This window comes from Methanosarcina barkeri str. Wiesmoor (genome assembly GCF_000969985.1).
Lineage (GTDB): Archaea > Halobacteriota > Methanosarcinia > Methanosarcinales > Methanosarcinaceae > Methanosarcina > Methanosarcina barkeri_B.
In genome coordinates this window covers 3,804,066-3,820,253 of the sequence record NZ_CP009526.1, presented here as the reverse complement: position 1 = coordinate 3,820,253, position 16,188 = coordinate 3,804,066, and the positions used below count along the sequence as shown (strand labels likewise).

General features: G+C 42.3%; 9 protein-coding genes and 1 pseudogene. 5 read left to right on the top strand and 5 right to left on the bottom strand.

Translation table 11 applies throughout. From position 1 onward, the window contains the following. Positions 1-147: 147 nt before the first annotated feature. From MSBRW_RS15715 to MSBRW_RS23620, 3 genes are all read right to left on the bottom strand, one after another. Positions 148-2,028 carry a PQQ-binding-like beta-propeller repeat protein gene (locus MSBRW_RS15715; RefSeq protein WP_011306788.1) on the bottom strand — a complete coding sequence of 627 codons (1,881 nt, stop codon included), beginning with the start codon at positions 2,026-2,028 and terminating at the stop codon, positions 148-150. Between the two features lie 1,016 nt (positions 2,029-3,044). Continuing rightward, positions 3,045-6,902: a PKD domain-containing protein gene (locus MSBRW_RS23625; protein WP_268990322.1), complete on the bottom strand. Its 3,858-nt coding sequence runs from the start codon at positions 6,900-6,902 to the stop codon at positions 3,045-3,047. Positions 6,903-6,989: 87 nt separating this feature from the next. Further along, a complete protein-coding gene (locus MSBRW_RS23620; RefSeq protein WP_230669798.1) occupies positions 6,990-9,152 on the bottom strand; it encodes an outer membrane protein assembly factor BamB family protein in 2,163 nt (720 codons plus the stop codon). 1,214 nt (positions 9,153-10,366) lie between these two features. Between MSBRW_RS23620 and MSBRW_RS23615 the strand changes: the two genes are divergently transcribed. The 5 genes and pseudogenes from MSBRW_RS23615 to MSBRW_RS15680 all read left to right on the top strand — a co-directional run bounded on the left by MSBRW_RS23615 (position 10,367) and on the right by MSBRW_RS15680 (position 13,108). Continuing rightward, positions 10,367-10,585 carry a DUF6884 domain-containing protein gene (locus MSBRW_RS23615; protein ID WP_052305878.1) on the top strand — a complete coding sequence of 73 codons (219 nt, stop codon included), beginning with the start codon at positions 10,367-10,369 and terminating at the stop codon, positions 10,583-10,585. Then, positions 10,573-10,788, top strand: coding sequence for a DUF6884 domain-containing protein (locus tag MSBRW_RS24380; protein ID WP_394298291.1), 216 nt, complete (start codon positions 10,573-10,575; stop codon positions 10,786-10,788). Before MSBRW_RS23615 ends, MSBRW_RS24380 begins: the two co-directional genes overlap by 13 nt. Continuing rightward, positions 10,781-11,455: a hypothetical protein gene (locus tag MSBRW_RS15690; protein WP_011306791.1), complete on the top strand. Its 675-nt coding sequence runs from the start codon at positions 10,781-10,783 to the stop codon at positions 11,453-11,455. The genes MSBRW_RS24380 and MSBRW_RS15690 overlap by 8 nt, the downstream gene beginning before the upstream one ends. Before the next feature lie 388 nt (positions 11,456-11,843). Beyond that, positions 11,844-11,990: pseudogene (locus tag MSBRW_RS24375) on the top strand (type I restriction enzyme endonuclease domain-containing protein); the annotation flags it as partial. A gap of 659 nt (positions 11,991-12,649) precedes the next feature. Then, positions 12,650-13,108 (top strand): Hsp20/alpha crystallin family protein, encoded by a 459-nt coding sequence (locus MSBRW_RS15680; RefSeq protein ID WP_011306793.1) that lies wholly within the window; start codon positions 12,650-12,652, stop codon positions 13,106-13,108. Between the two features lie 483 nt (positions 13,109-13,591). Here MSBRW_RS15680 and MSBRW_RS15675 read toward each other — a convergent pair whose 3' ends face one another. Beyond that, positions 13,592-14,200, bottom strand: a complete 609-nt coding sequence (locus MSBRW_RS15675; RefSeq protein WP_011306794.1) for a TIGR00296 family protein — start codon at positions 14,198-14,200, stop codon at positions 13,592-13,594. Between the two features lie 477 nt (positions 14,201-14,677). Continuing rightward, positions 14,678-15,916: a phosphoglycerate kinase gene (locus MSBRW_RS15670; protein WP_011306795.1), complete on the bottom strand. Its 1,239-nt coding sequence runs from the start codon at positions 15,914-15,916 to the stop codon at positions 14,678-14,680. Between the last annotated feature and the right edge of the window lie 272 nt (positions 15,917-16,188).

The window sequence follows — 16,188 nt, the reverse complement described above, 5'->3', positions numbered from 1 at the left end:
ATAGCTTTCAGGCAAGAAAATTCCTTAACCGATGACCAATGAATAATAATTTAAAGCTCGTATTCTAATAGAGTCTGTAGCATTAAGCAATAGTGCCAGCAAATTTACAAAGGAGAATGAACTCCCAAAAAAGAAAAGTGGATTATGTTATGGTGTTGCCACCAATTTAACATAATCTGTCCAAATGTGTGAACGTTCATCTTCTCCATCATCCTTATCGTTCTGCACAACCAGTATAGTTACATTGTTCGAACTGTCAATGTAATTACTAATGTTTGATGTTTTTTCACCAATCAACCAAAATTCATCTTGACTGTTTGCATCATCATCCAGTTCTTCATATCCTGTGCCGTTCCAGATGTACAGCGTGGCACCTGGATCTCCAGTATCATGCCATGCCTTACCATTCCATGCCACATTGATAGCGGTGATCCATGGCTTCTCATTGTCATCAATCTTGAATACAAACCGATGTGCAGCGGAATAATTCTCAGTAGTTGTTTCATGAGATGCGTAGATTCCGTCATCTGCCGCAATGTTTGCATATTCTCCGGTGGTGAACTCTATATTTGGTTCAACGTTAGTGTTGGGCGGATTAGGATTCACTTGGTACTTGTAAGCCCATTTATCCACACTAGCTCCAACACTAAAGTCATAGAGAGTATAGTTGGCACGGCCGTGGAGAACTCCCTCGTCGTTTCCATAGAAGACCCTGCCACCTGAAATGGCAGCTCCAGCCAGACTTAGACTTGCATACTCGTCGTTGTCGTAATAGGTGGAGGTTCCATTCCAGACTACATCACCACTACTGTTCACACAATAGATGCCACCGAGTAGAGAGTTTGTGGTGACATAAATATACTCGTTGCCCAGACCATAGAAGGTTGATATTGCGGGAGAGCTCTGAACAACGCCTACAGAAGTGGGAGTAGGCCAGATCGGAAGTAGAGTCGTCGCGTTCAAGCAATAGAGCCCGTTACTTGAGCCCACATAGATCCTGCCGTTGTAATATGCGGGAGTGGAGGTGCTGTATCCGATGAATCTGCTGCAGTTGTCAGCTGTGATAAAATGACCCGTAGTGGCATTGAAGCCTAGCGCATAGCAACTTCCATTCACAGAGGAATTATAAGAAGTGAAATAGATCCTGCCGGTCTCATCGTCGGAAATCACAGTCTCATTGCTGTAAGTCACAGAGGAACGGATTGATCCCACGTCAAAGCCATAGACATCTGAAGCATCGACTTCATCGACCACTGAGCCTGTATAGTTTATCGAAACAAGTCCACCGGATTCATTTCCAAATACTGCATAATCCCCGATAACTGCTGCACCTGCCCAGTAATACCCGTTTGAAGAATGATGGGGGCTCCAACTCGGTATAATATTACTGACGTCAGTGATATTGTAACAGTAGTAATCTCCATCAAGGTAGCTCGTGACCCAGGTCGTATAATTTGTGGTAATGTTCATAGAACCGAAGAGAATGTGTTTGCCATCGCAGCTACAAGTAATTGGGGTATTAAACTGAGTGTAGTTATAGTCAGTTATATTCACCCTATCAACAATTACTCCTGTATCTGCATTGATAGCATAGAGGTCGTCATGAGGAACTGTCCGATACGGGGACCCGGAATCCAACACATAGATATAACCGTTGCATGCTGCCGGTGTAGCAAGCTGGAAATCCCAATCATTAGGGTTAGTGACAAAGCTAACCGGCCAGTTTCCTCCGGCTGCCGTTCCATCCAGAGAGTATTTGAAAAGCTTACCTTCTGATGTAACCGCATAAACAGAGCCATTATACACAATTGGACTCGCGTCAATTCCGGCCATCCTGTCTGCAGGAATAACGGTATCATTCACCCAGGATATAGTCAAGTTCGGGGCGGTTATTGGAGCACTGTCTCCTGTAATTCCACTGTGTACTTGGTCTTTCTGGAACTGAGGCCAGTCTGAACCCAGCGCCGGCAGAACAGCCGCCACCAGGAGCAAGGTTAAACAAACCATTAATATTTTCAATTTACTCATAGTTTTATTTCTCCTATTTTTCTGGGACTTTTAGTGGGTTTCAGCTTGCCTGCGCGGAAATATCCTGTCTCCCGAATGTTCAAAGGGAGGTTTGATCGGACGGGGGAATTTTTTGGTTTAGGGATTTTTCGGACTTTTGAAGAAAGCAGGAAAGGCTGGATTTTTTCCTGTTTTTGAGTCTTACGGATTTTTGGGGATCAACCGGCTTTATAGTAATTGTTTTTGGAAATTCCGGGGATCATGCAGAAGATACAGCGTTTCAAAATCCGGAAAAATGCTGATCTGATAAAACACGACTCTAATTAAAAATTAAAAATACTCTTTATGCAAAAATTATAGATTACTGATGACTATTTTTGCTGAAGAACGCATCTGACTTTCCAGTTTATGGAACAAATTCAGGCATAGAACCGTGTAAAGAAAAATAAGTATTCAATTTCTTATCTTTTTGAAGACCTCCTGTATTTTCATAGGGTTGTCAGTTGGTCTGAGCGGAAGAGTCTGTCTGCATTTTGAATTTCATATTGCAGTCAGATAAGGTTTCGGACCTTTTTGAAGTGTCAGAACAACTGGAGTTTTAAAAGTTTATCTGGAAGATATGCTGCGGAAATTTTGATATTTCCTGAAATGTATCTGATTGAACTAATTGTATCTGATTGAACTAATTGTATCTGATTGAACTAATTGTATCTGATTGAACTAATTGTATCTGATTGAACTAATTGATTATTTTGGAGTTCTATAGATAAAAATCTTTGGCTAATTATTCTTAGCCAGTTGACTAACAATTTCTCTCCTATCTCTTTTAGTATAAATTTTGAAATTTAATTTTCAAAAAAGAAAGGAGGAAAACAGCCTTATTCGGCTGCCTCCTCCCAGAAGGTTATTGTCCTTTTTTATTCCCAGATCCTGCATAATCAGCCGATATGAGAAAGTTTTTCTCTATTTTCCTTGGTTCTTTCGTTCCTTTTCCCATACATTCCTTTTTCCTTTAAGCAACTATTTTTGTTACAATTTTATGTAATTTTTATATACTCTGTTTTTGTTACCGTGTTGCTGCCTTTAGCATTCTTTACTGTCAAGTTAACAGTATATGTTCCTGCCTTGGAATACTTGTGAATCGGATTCTGGTGGAATGACTTTGATCCATCTCCAAAGTCCCATCTCCATTTAGCAGGTATTCCTGTGCTTGTGTCAGTAAAAGTAACCTTTAATGGTGCTTTTCCTGATGTTGGACTTGCAGAAAAGTTTGCAACCGGTTTTGTAATCACTTTTATATATTCTGTTTTTGTTACCGTGTTCTTGCCTTTAGCATTCTTTACTGTCAAGTTAACAGTATATGTTCCTGCCTTTGAATACTTGTGAACAGGATTCTGGTGGAATGACTTTGATCCGTCTCCAAAGTCCCATATCCATTTAGCAGGTGTTCCTGTGCTTGTGTCAGTAAATTTAACCTTTAATGGTGCTTTTCCTGATGTTGGATTCGCAGAAAAGTTTGCCACAGGTTTTGTAATCACTTTTATATATTCTGTTTTTGTTACCGTGTTCTTGCCTTTAGCATTCTTTACTGTCAAGTTAACAGTATATGTTCCTGCCTTTGAATACTTATGAATCGGATTCTGTAGGAATGACTTTGAACCATCTCCAAATTTCCAGAACCAGGAAGTTGGAGAGCCAGTGCTTGTGTCAGTAAATTTAACCTTTAATGGCGTTTTTCCTGAAGTAGGCGACGCAGTAAATGCAGCTACTGGCTTTGCTGAAGATTGACTGGAGACCTTAATGTACCCAGTTTTCACCTCAGAATCACTTCCATCCTCGTTGGAAACCGTAAGGTTAACAGTGTAGGTACCGGTTGCCGTGTATGTGTGGACTGGATTCTGTTCGGTAGCGTTAGTACCATCCCCGAAGTCCCAGAGCCAGGATGTAGGTGAGCTAGTCGACTGATCCATAAAGTTGACAATGAGAGGCACAGTACCACTGGTCACATCAGCTATGAATGCAGCAACGGGCTCAGGTTCTACAGGTGTAGAAGATACAGTGATGTAATCAGTCTTTACCTCGGAATCGGTCCCGTTTGCATTTGCAACCGTAAGGTTGACAGTGAAAGTACCGGCTGAAGTATATGTATACGAGGGGTTCTGCTCAGTTGAGTCCACAGTTCCGTCGTTATTAAAGTCCCACGAATAGGACGAAACGGTGCCTGTGGACTGGTCGGTGAAATTGACTGTCAATGGCGCATTACCTGATGTTATGTCTGCAGAGAAGTCAGCAACAGGCGAAGAGAGAGAGTCCTTGAAGGCATAGACTTTCTGATCCGCTCCGATACTGAAAAGCATACCGTCCGAAAGTGCTGGGGTAGATCCTGCATGTGGAGTGTGCCAGGCTACTTCTCCCGTAAAGGCGTCCAGAGCATAGAGGTCATTGTAACCGAAGTATCCGTTGCCTTCGGTTCCGACGTAGACAAGCCCGTCAGCTACCGCAACAGAACATGTCCAGCCTCCTATTCCCCCGTTCTCTCCTGTCAGGGAAGGGGTTTCCCAGACTTTTTCTCCCGTACTTGCGTTGAAGCAGTAGGTCTGCACATTGGAAAAACCAGAGCAGCCTCCACAAACATAGACATTTCCGTAGGCAAATGCAGGAGTTGAGTCTGTCCTTTCGATATTTTGCTGCCAGATTATGCTCCCGTCAACAGCGTCCAGGGCAAGAAGGTCTCCGTCTCCGTAGAAGTTGTAGGTTGTCAGGTAGAGGACCCCGTCTTTATAAGCAGGGGATCCACAGAAATTCTGTTCTATATTATTAATGTGCCATACCTGATCTCCTGTTACTGCGTCCACGCAGTAAGCATGGCCTGCATAAGAAGTCCCATATCCCCAGCTTGTCAGGTAGAACTTTCCGTCCGCGTATGCAGGGACGGACTGAGCATCTCCGACGACTTCAAAACTCCAGAGCAAGTATCCGGTGTATTCGTCAAGACAGTAATAATGGCTTCCATCCCAATCGCTAAAGATTACCATACCATCCGCAATAGCAGGTCCACTATTAACCGCACCCTGACTTCCCACAGTATCATTGAAACACCAGATTTTTTCTCCGGTTTCTGCGTCGTAACAGCCAAGTTCGGGGCCAGTGGCCGTAAAGACCATGCCGTCATCATAAGCAGGGGAAGCCCACGAACCGTATACGGCTTTCGGAATGCTGACGTTCCACAGAATATCTCCACTAAATTCGTCCAAGGCTACTAACTGGGGAATATCCTCCGTGCTCTCTTCCATTCCTGCGGTCCCGCATATCACAAAGACTTTTCCTCCGGCCGCAACAGGGGAGGAACTGCTGATTGCATCAATGTCCTCACTTATCCACTCGGTCTGATTGGTCTTGGGCCCGCTTTCTGAGTAGCCAAGGTGGTCAACCTTTCCATGGAACTGGTACCAGGAATTCTCAGGAATGGACTCGTTTTTCTGCTCTTCAACATAATTTGAGTAGGGAAGGACCAGAGGGTACTTATCAGTTCCTGCATCAGCAGTGTAAGCCGTATCCCCTATACCGTCCCCGTTTGAGTCGCTTCCTGCGTAGTCATCGTAGTAATTACCTATATACCCTGTCAGTTTTGTTCCATTCCAGACATATTCTACTGGTTCGGAGCTCTGGAAGAATGAGCCTGCCCCTCCTGAAATATGGTCACTCGAACCACTCATCTTCCTGCCATTGTTGTTGATGAAGGTGTTCTTATAGATCCGGTTGTCTCCTGTGTTATCGAGCACGGCTGCAAAGTCCCAGCAGTTGGAAATATTATTCTGCCGGAGAGTGTTTTCAGTTCCCTGTAACCATACCCCTTCGGCGCAGTCATCTATAAGGTTGTCTTCTATCAGTACGTTCTTTGCATTGACGTTAATTGCAAAGCACATCTCTTCGGTCCCTGTAATTTCAAAGCCGCTGAACTCAACGCCGTCAGCACTTATGGTTACGCCTGAAGAGTCTATGAAACCCGAAGCGTTCAGGACAGGGTCCTTGATGCCTTTTAGAGTCAGATTCTTGTCGATGGTCAGGACTTCGTGATACTCCCCGGGATATACCTTGATGATGTCTCCGGAATCGGCTGAATTAATAGCTGCCTGGATAGACTCCCCTCTTTTAACCGGCCAGGTAGTTGGAACTTTGACTGCGTAAATGTAGTCTTCGGCAACTTTTTTATCCGTCCCGTGTTCGTTCTGGACGGTAAGGGTCACTGTGTAAGTACCTTCTGCAGTATAGGTATGGACCGGGTTTACTTCAGTTGAAGTGTTTCCGTCCCCAAAGTCCCAGAGGAATTTGTTGGCGTTAAAGGATCTGTCTTTGAATGAAACAGTCAGAGGAAAAGAACCTGTCTGTTTGTCCGAACTGAAGTTTGCTTCTGGAGGAAGAGCCTCGCCCTGTCCGATGCAGTACAGGTATCCATTATCTGTTCCGTAGTAGACCTTTCCGTCGGAAAGAGCTGCACCCTGCAGGGTGTATGCAGAATCCTCCGGTGGGTTGTAGTGCCATGCAAGGGTCCCGTCAGGGTTCAGGCAGTAAATCGAGCCGTCAACTATGGCTTCTGTGAAATAGATGTACGGATCGCCATTCTCTACCGAAAGAACAGGTGAAGACTTTACTCCTCCGCTAATCGGAGTTTCCCAGATTACAGTTCCATCGGAATCGTTCAGGCAGAACATTGACCCGGTCTCGCCGTGTTCTCCATGTCCCACATAAACTCTTCCATCATACACAACAGGGGTAGATGTCGAAAAGCCAATTGAGGTTGCCCATCCACTATCAAGGAACTGCCCTGTATCAGGGTTAAACCCTACTTTGAAGCAGTAACCTGTTTCCTGTCCTCTTTCCGAAGAGGTGTACAGGGCACCTTCAGCGTAGTTACGGAGCTTCGGAACATTCCAGGGTCGGAAAGTGCAAAAGAGATGTCGGAACTCTTGCTGAAGTCAACCTCATCTACGTGTACCTGTATCTTTTTCGAGGCAGACCATTTTACCTTCGAAGACCGGGTAGACCAGGTAATTTCCGACAACTACTGCCCCGCTCCAGAGAAAACCTGACATGTTATTGTTTTCATGCTTCCAGACAAGGTTTCCGCTGTCGTCGTAGCAGTAGTAGTATTTGGTTCCGGTTCCTCCTTCAAGCCCGTCTCCGATGTAGAGTTTGTGGTCAGAATATGTGATTGGACACTCCAGGTTGCCGTCGGTTACGTGTGCTTTCCAGAGCTCGTTTCCGTTTTCCTGGTCAAAAGCGTAGAGATTTCCTTCCATGGTAGGGACAAACAGTGTTCCGTTCCCGATGGCGGGGGTCGAGGTTTGTGTCAGGTCTCCGCCAAGTTCCTTTGACCAGATAAGGTCTCCGGTCTCTTTGTTAAATGCCCAGACAGAAGCGTTTCCGGCAGTTACGAAAACCGTATTTCCGGAAATCACTGGCGGGACATTTATGCCTCCGCTCCCGCAGGGTTCCTGCTCCGAAGAAGTCAGATTCTGCCAGAGGAGTTCCGGGTCCTGGGTTGGGACAGAATTGAATGTGTATCCGGTATGAGAGCTGTCTTTCTGGAACTGAGACCATCCGGATTCAGTAACCGTTTCGCTTACCGTAATATAGTTGGTTTTTGTTTCGGTGTCGGAACCCCCGTCACCTGTGACCGTCAGGCTGACGGTGTAAGTTCCTGTGCTGTTATAGATATGGCTCGGGTTTGTCTCGTTTGAGTCCACGGTTCCGTCTGAATCAAAGTCCCAGGCCCAGGAAGTTATTCCATAGCCTGAGGATAGGTCCGTGAACTGGACTGTTAGAGGAGCACTACCGGAAAGCGGGTTTGCACTGAAGTTAGCTACGGGAATTGAGGGGGTTTGTTCTTCCTCGGTTGTGAACCCGAAAAGGTACCTTTTGTCGGTCCCATAGTATATCCACCCATCTGAGATTACGGCTCCTGCAAGGGTATAAGCTGTTTTGCTGGCATCTGCATAACTCCAGGCAAGCTCCGGGTTTGTGCAGCCTGTGTAGTCTTTGAGACAGAACACACCACCTGTAGCACTGTTTACTGTGAAATAGATATAGACCTCTCCATCCCCATCGTCGTAGTATGTAGAGATTGCAGGGGAAGACTGAACCGCACCTGCAGCGTAGTGCCAGATCTCGTCAGTAAGGTTGGCATCAAGACAGGAAATTCCGCTTCCTCCTCCATACATTCCACCTGCACCCACGTAAACTCGCCCATTGTAATAAGCGGGAGTTGAGGTAGAATATCCGATATTTGCTATGTGTTTATCAGAGGTGTTAAAAGTCCCATCTGTCACGTTGAAACCAAGAGCATAGCAGTATCCGCCTTTGGATGTGAAGTATATCCTGTTCAGTTCTTCGACATAGAGGACCGAGGACCTTATTTCTTTACAGGTTATCCCGAACTCTTCAGAAACATTGATTTCGGCAATGTTAGTTCCTGTATCCTTATTCACGGAAACCAGGTGCCCGTCATCATCTCCATATACGAGGCTGTCTCCAATTACGGCAGCTCCTGCCCAGTAGTAGGACCCCTGCCCACTGTTCTGGGTCGTTGCTGTACGATTCCAGACTTCGTTGCCGGCCTCATCCAGGCAGTAATACTTGCGTCCACCCATCGCTTCTCCGAAGTAGATTTTGCCATCAGAATAAGTAATAGGAGTATCGAGCTGTTTACTGCTCAGGGTTTTATTCCACTTCGGACTTCCTGTTTCTGCGTCAAAAGCAAAAATCTTCCCGTTGACGGTTGGCACAAAGATGATGCCATTTCCAACCGCCAAATTTCCCAGCAGGAATCCGCCTCCACTTGTGGATTCTTCCCATAATAGAGTACCTGTGGTTCTGTTAAAGGCACAGAGGTGGTTGTTACTCGCCACAACATACGTTATGTCCCCGGCTACTACCGGAGTCACATCGATATTCCCTCCCATACTGTAATTCCAGGAAAGCGAGCAGTTCGTCGGGTCAGATATAGGGGCTCTGTCCGCAGTTACACCAGTGTTGTGAATCTCTTTCTGGAACTGAGCCCAGTCGGATCCCAGTGCCGGCTGAGCAGCCGCCACCAGGAGCAATGTCACACAAATTAGAAATATTTTCAATGTATGTTTGTTCATATTTTCGTTTCTCCTATTTTTCATAGGGGGTTCAGTCTACCTGCGCGGAAATTTCCGGACCCCTGAAGATTTGGTAATCGGTTTGCTCGGGCAGGAAATTTTTTGGTTCAAGGATTTTCGGACCTTTGAAGAAAGCAGGAAGCGACTGAATTTTGTTATTCTGTTTTTTATTCTCACGGATTTTGAAATTTCTGGGATCAGCCGGTTCTGAACCACTTAGCTGTAGAAAGTTTCGGTGACCTAACAGATGATGATAGTATTTCAAAATCCGGAAAAATGCCGAATATGAAAAACACAGCTCGAATTAAAATTCGCCCTTTAAGCAAAAATGCTTCAATACTTGTCAAGATCTTTGTTGAAGGTCATACCTGAATTTCAGTTCGTTTAAAACAAATTTCAGGCAAGAGCCGTGTATAGAAAATAAGTGCTTTTAGTTTCTTTTTTGAGATCCTCCTATGTTTTTATGGGGTTGGCGGTTGTTCTGGGCGAAAGAATCGGGCCTTATTTTTTGTATGGTGAGGCTATCGAATCAGGTTTCGGACCTTTTTGAAGCGTCAGACCAACCGAATTATTATGGAATTTTCGTATCTTAGCTGGATACAATTCGCAATATACGTAGGAGTTACGCATTTGAAATATAAAACCAAGCACATGAGAGCTTGCCAAGAGAATTATGCTTTAGGCAGTTTAGTGTTCCATGCTACCAATTTTTAGTTCAACTGCGTAATTCTTAATATGGAATGACTTTGTCTAAATGTTCCAAGTTTTTCAGAAATATTTTATCTCACTAATTAGATACAATTAAACAGATTAATATTTGTAGCTTCTACAAATAAAAATCTTTGGCTAATTATTCTTATCCTTATGGATAACATGCCCCTTCAAGACCCTGGCGAAATTAAGGAAATTTTTCAGATTCTATTCCAGATTATTTTCATCAGCTATCCGTTTCCCTGTTATTGAGCATGCTCCGGTTTCTGCTGTTGTTGACTCAAATGCTGCTGATTCTGCAGTTCCAGGACTGAACAGAAACATGGTTTATATGAATAGGATGATTGTTCCGGAAACAGATATTTTGGATCTTTTTGATATTTATTTGAATAACATATATCAGAAAATTCAAGTGAATGAAGAACAATCAAGAGTCTTAGGATCAAATCGAGACTCTCTTCTTCCAAAATTGATGTCAGGAAAAATCAGAGTTGAACGTTAAAATGGCAAAAATTGTTTTGACATCTTGCGTGATTAAGAAATTGCTTTATAAAGCAAAGGCAAAAGAGCTGTACATCAGTACGTTTTTCAAATACAACCTTAAATATGCAAAATCTTTGAACCCTGACAAAATTTTCGTTCTTTCTGCAAAATATGGTCTTGTATATCTCGAAAGAAAAATTGAACCTTATGATAAAACTTTAGAACAATATGCCATCTAAAAAAAATCAGAGAATGGGCAGATTGCGTAATAGGTCAGATAAAAAAGGAAGCATCCCTGAAAGAAGATGAATTTATTTTCCTTGCGGGAGTAAAATACAGAAAATATTTACTACCTCACATTTCAAATTATCAGATTCCCCTTAAGGAACTGAAAATTGGAGAACAGCTCCAGTACTTTAAAAAGAGGTGTCCAAATGAGTGAAAAATGCAAACAACTGCATCAATGGTTCAATAATCTGGAAAGAATAAATTTCCCATTTGATGAAAGGAAAATCCCTCACAATGGAATCTATATTTTGTTTGAAAATGGAGAAATTGCCCACGGTATGGATAGAATCGTTCGCATAGGGACTCATAAAGGCAAAAACCGATTAAGATCACGACTTAAGCAACATTTTATCAAAGAAAACAAAGATCTGAGCGTTTTCAGGAAGAATATAGGGCGAGCTTTACTTAACAGGGATAAAGATCCTTTTCTTGATCAGTGGGAAATAAATTTAACCAGCAAGGAAACAAAAGAAAAACATTTGGCCTTGATTGATTTTGAGAAACAGAAAGAGAAACAAAAAGAAGTAGAAAAAAGAGTAAGCCAATATATCCAGGCAAATTTCAGCTTTGTTGCAATTGAAGTCGAAACCCAGGAAAAAAGGCTCGAACTTGAATCAAAAATTATCTCCACAATTTCCCTATGTGATGAATGCAGCCCTTCTTCTAACTGGCTGGGTTTGCTTTCCCCAAAAGAAAAAATAAGCAAAAGTGGGCTCTGGTTGGTAAATGAGTTATATAAAGAGCCTTTGTCTGATGAGGATATGCAGCTAATCAAAAATTTAGTGTCACACGCGGCCGGAATCAATGAATTCCTTGAATAAAGGATTTTAATCTCATTTTTTCTTTTGTACCTATTTCTGTGACTATCATAATAGTGATATTCGTTTTGTAATTTTACGGAAAGGCCGCTCTCCTGCGTCGAGCGTGACAAGACACGTTAAAGACAACTAATACGGTTTTCCGTTGTTCCAAAAAAACTTTTCTTCAAAACCACCTGCCGGATTTGAATTCAAATCTATTCTTTTTACCGGCTCCGTTGATTTAACAAGTTTTTAGAAATGCTGAATTGCATTACCACTTAAAAAATATATGTTGTGGGTTCTGGTTTGACGGAAAAATTGCTTGCGTTTATAAACTGTTAAATGGATGAAACTTGCTCGGCAGAAAAACTGAATTCGGTAAAATGAAGGCGTTTACTGGACTCTCCGGAAAAATATCCAGGCAAAAATAAGGGTCAACGTAAAAAGATTGCTGAAAAAGTATGGATATCCTCCAGATAAACAAAAACTTGCTACTGAGAATATTCTCAAGCAGGCAGAACTGCTTTGCAGGGACGTGAGAGGTTCAGCAGCGTAAAAGTTTCTTGTTTTAAAAATTTCTTGTTTTCCTTCACTGGATAGAGATTTTCTAGTGGAAATTGTCACTTAATCGGATCTCGATATACATTTAACTAAAAAATATTCCAGCCCTCTTTTTCTTTAGAATCTGTTTTGCCCGAAAATTTTGCAATTTTTCCTGATAAATTCCTGATTTTATACGTATTAAACCCATAATATGCGAAAATTATAAATATTAAAAGTACTATCTATAGGGTAGTAACTTGGGAACAACACCACCCTTACAGAACAATTAAACAAGAACTGTAAGTGTTACCCATCAGTTACAATAGATATCTGCGAACAGACCGAAGACGAACCGGTACCGCCTTCTAAAAACGAACTTGTCCCTACCTCCTAAAAAAGTGTGGGAGTCTTGAACTCTCAGTATCGTGCCTGTAAAAAACGGGTAAGATTAAAAACGGACCTCCGCCGTTATTTCTTTCCCGTACTATCCAGGCAGTTTTCTGGAGAGGTGGATAATAACTGTTCAGGACTAACTTTACAGATCAAAATCAATGTAAAGACAAATAAAACCCAGGAAAATTGAAAGAAAAGCAATCCTGAAATCCGAAAAGTCTGAAATCTGGAAGGCTTGCGACCAAGGAAACCTGGAATTGAATAAGGAGGAATCTGTATATGAAATTTCCAATGAAAAGAACAGACCGTGACATGTATAGCTGGGACCCATTTGACGAGATCAGAAGAATGCAGAATTATATGGAAAATATGTTCAGAACTTTTCCTGCACTGGAAAGTCGGTTCGGAAACGAAGCTTTCTCTCCGCTGACTGATGTTATGGAAGAAGATGAGAAGGTAGTTGTAACAACCGACCTGCCCGGGGTTGACAGAGAAGATGTTGAACTCAATCTAAGGGATAATGTTCTGGTAATCAGTGCAGGTAAAGGAAAAGAAGAAGAGGCTGAAAAAGAAGGTTACCTCAGAAAAGAGCGGTCTTTCATGCGCTATTACCGTGAGATTCCTCTTCCCGACGGCGTAACTGAAGAAGGAACAACTGCGCAGCTCAAAAATGGAGTCTTAACTGTCACCCTACCGAAAACAAAATCCGTAGCTGGAAAGAGAATCGAGATTGAATAAACCAGCACTCAGGATAAGAATACTCAAACAACGTATCACAATACCGATACCGCAATCTACCACAATCTACCACAATCCAAATAAGCTGGATTTCAACTTGATTTCAGCCTGAAAAACTCTCAAGTTCCAAAAATCACCTGCGGACAGGCTCAGGAATAGGGTTCTGAAAGCCTGAAGGCTGCCCGCAGTAAAACGAAATTCGATCTATTGTTTATTCATTTCCTGTGTATTTAGTTCCTATTTACTAATTTTCGATTTATTTGCTCTCTATTAACTAATTTCCAGTATATTTGATACCTATTTACTAATTTCCTGTTTATTTACTTCCTGTATATTCCTTCCCAATAAACTTAATTGTACTATTCATGTTTTACTTTGAAATATAGGTTTTCCTACTCATAAAGCTCTGAAAGCTACGTAAGAATTCTAAAATGTTTTAAGAAATCCAGGCTGTTTTAAGAAATCCAGGAAACTTCAAATTTCTCATTCACATGAAAAATTTTCCTCGAGGACCTCGCCACATGGTTCTTTTTCCTTGAAAATCTGCCCTTCGAAACAGGAGACTTCGGCTCCTTTGAGCCAGGCGTCAGGCAAAAGGCCAGCTTTCAAGCAGGTATGGCCCAAAAACTCGATAGAATCCATATTATACTCAGGAGCGACCTGAGGAAGCAAAAGTCCCTGACAGTAGCCCTGCTTTACAATAAGTCCATGCTTTCCGACCTCTATGCGCTCAGGAAGCTCTTCTGCAGGAGCATTAATCTTTTCAGGCTGTGTAAGAATTGTTACCTCAACAACTATTTTGTTCAGCTCATCTTCTCTCACCGGAGGAAAACGCGGGTCCCTGGTTGCCGCAGAAATTGCAGAATCCATAATTGCATCCTCAAGTCTCGAATCCGGAAACGGATGTCCTATACAGCCCCTCAGAAGCCCACTTTCAGTAAGTGTGACAAAAACTCCCCTTTTCTCCCCGAAAACCGGCGAAAGCTCAAAACCCAATTCTTGAGGTTCTGGAAGCTTTTCTTCCGATAGGAACGATTCGATCGTTTTCCTTGCAAGTTTGACTGCAGCCCTGCCTTCAACATCTGTAAGCATATACCAACACCTCAATTTTATCTTTAATTCTTGACTGTAACTCTTAACCAGCATTAGATGTGATTATTACCATCATTACCAGTCTAACTGTAGGTGTTACCAGCATTATCAGTATCAACTTAACTATTCCACCATTACCAGTACTAACTGTAAGTGTTACCAGTACTAACTGTAAGTGTTACCAGCAACTACCAGTAATAGCTGCAAATGCCAGATATGCATCTACTTAAGGTTAGTATTATAATTTAAGTGGAAGCTAGTATAACATTATGTTTATCGAAGCTGGTAAAAGTATATCTCCAAAATTTCACTTTTAAGAAATCGGAAGATGAAATGGATTGTTTTAAAAAAGAAAAGCCAGGAAGTTTGGCAGAAGGAAATTCCCAGAAGGAAACTCCCAATAGAAAACTCCCAGAAGGAAACTCCCAATAGATAACTTATTTTCACAGATGTCAGAACTTATAGGAAACAGAAGAATTAGATTTTCTTAGCTTCTTCATATCTCTTAGCTGCAGATTTCAGGGCCTCTACACCAGGCAGCTTTACTCCTGAGAGATAATCAATTAGTGCCCCGCCACCTGTACTGATGTGAGAGAAACGGTGTGCAAGCCCGAGATGCTCAACTTCTGCCGAAATATGCCCACCGCCAATGATTGAAAACTCGGATTTAATAGCAGCTTTTATAATCTCGTGCGTTCCAAGGGCAAACTCAGCAACTTCGGAAATCCCCGCAGGGCCGTTTAAGATAACAGTTTTTGCACTTGCGATTTCACTGGTAAAGTCCACAATGGTTTCAAGCCCAATATCGTTTATAGGAAGAGAATTAGAATTAAGTTCTGAAACAGGCAATTCGACCCGCTTCTTATTGTCGTTTAAAGCCACATCCCTTGGAAGACCAACTTTATCTTTGAATTTCGTAAGTATACTTTTTGCTTTTTCGATCTGGTCTTCGTAGCCCTGGGATTTGATGAAGTCCAGATTTACTTTTCCGATATCTATACCGGATGCCGCAAGTGCCACATTTGCTACTACTCCGGTCAGGAGTACCCGGTCAGCTCCTCCATTTGAAAGCACATTTTCCGCCACATGGAGCGAATCATCGACTTTTGCCCCTCCGAGAACGAAAATCGTTGGCCGTTCCCCTCCTTTGATCCCCCGATCCAAAGACGTGAGTTCCTTTTCCATGACCCTTCCGGCTCCGGTAGGGAGAACCTCTGTAAATCCTACTACGGAAAGTTGAGACCTGTGAGATACGGCAAAGGCATCATTAAGGAAGATATCTACAAAAGGTGCCAGTTTTTTAACCGGATAAGTTTTTGCCTGTTCTGCTGGAGTTCTTTCGAGGCTTTCTTCAGAATAGAACCTTACATTTTCGAGCAGGATGACATCTCCATTTTCCATAGAAGCAATCCTGGTCTTTGCATAAGTTCCAAAAATATCATCTACATAAAGAACCTGCTTTCCCAGGTATTTGGACATCAGGTTGGCATGAGGCTTCATTGTAGTAAAGTCTTTTTTTCCGGGCCTGCTCTGGTGTGCAAGCAAAACAACTTTTGCGTCCTCAAGATCCTTCAAGGTGGCAATATGGCTTCGGATCCGCATATCATCCAGAATATTACCCTGTGGATCCATAGGGGAGTTCAGGTCAACCCTTACAAGAATTGTCTTTCCGTGCGTGTCAAAATCATCGATTGTAAGAAAGTCTCTAGAAGTCATACCTCAGCGCACCTTTGTGAATAATATTTTTATATAGATATTGGAGAATAAAATTTAATAGCAAATTTTAGAGATTTTTTATCATTAAATAGTGGTTATGTTGTCATGGAATTTTTTCCATAAATAAGTTTGTTTGTTTGCAGGCTTCATGAGAGAGATTACGAATTTTATATAAAAGCCAGAATCAAAAACTAGCCACAATTTAATAATATATCGGATTACAGAAAAAAATATTAAAGGAGGTAGAAGGCGACGACATATGAAAAAGATAA

Excerpts from the sequence above, each read along its gene's own strand:
- MSBRW_RS15715 (WP_011306788.1), bottom strand. The coding sequence starts at position 2,028 with ATGAGTAAATTGAAAATATTAATGGTTTGTTTAACCTTGCTCCTGGTG.
- MSBRW_RS23620 (WP_230669798.1), bottom strand. The coding sequence starts at position 9,152 with ATGAACAAACATACATTGAAAATATTTCTAATTTGTGTGACATTGCTC.
- MSBRW_RS23615 (WP_052305878.1), top strand. The coding sequence starts at position 10,367 with ATGGCAAAAATTGTTTTGACATCTTGCGTGATTAAGAAATTGCTTTAT.
- MSBRW_RS15690 (WP_011306791.1), top strand. The coding sequence starts at position 10,781 with ATGAGTGAAAAATGCAAACAACTGCATCAATGGTTCAATAATCTGGAA.
- MSBRW_RS15680 (WP_011306793.1), top strand. The coding sequence starts at position 12,650 with ATGAAATTTCCAATGAAAAGAACAGACCGTGACATGTATAGCTGGGAC.
- MSBRW_RS15675 (WP_011306794.1), bottom strand. The coding sequence starts at position 14,200 with ATGCTTACAGATGTTGAAGGCAGGGCTGCAGTCAAACTTGCAAGGAAA.
- MSBRW_RS15670 (WP_011306795.1), bottom strand. The coding sequence starts at position 15,916 with ATGACTTCTAGAGACTTTCTTACAATCGATGATTTTGACACGCACGGA.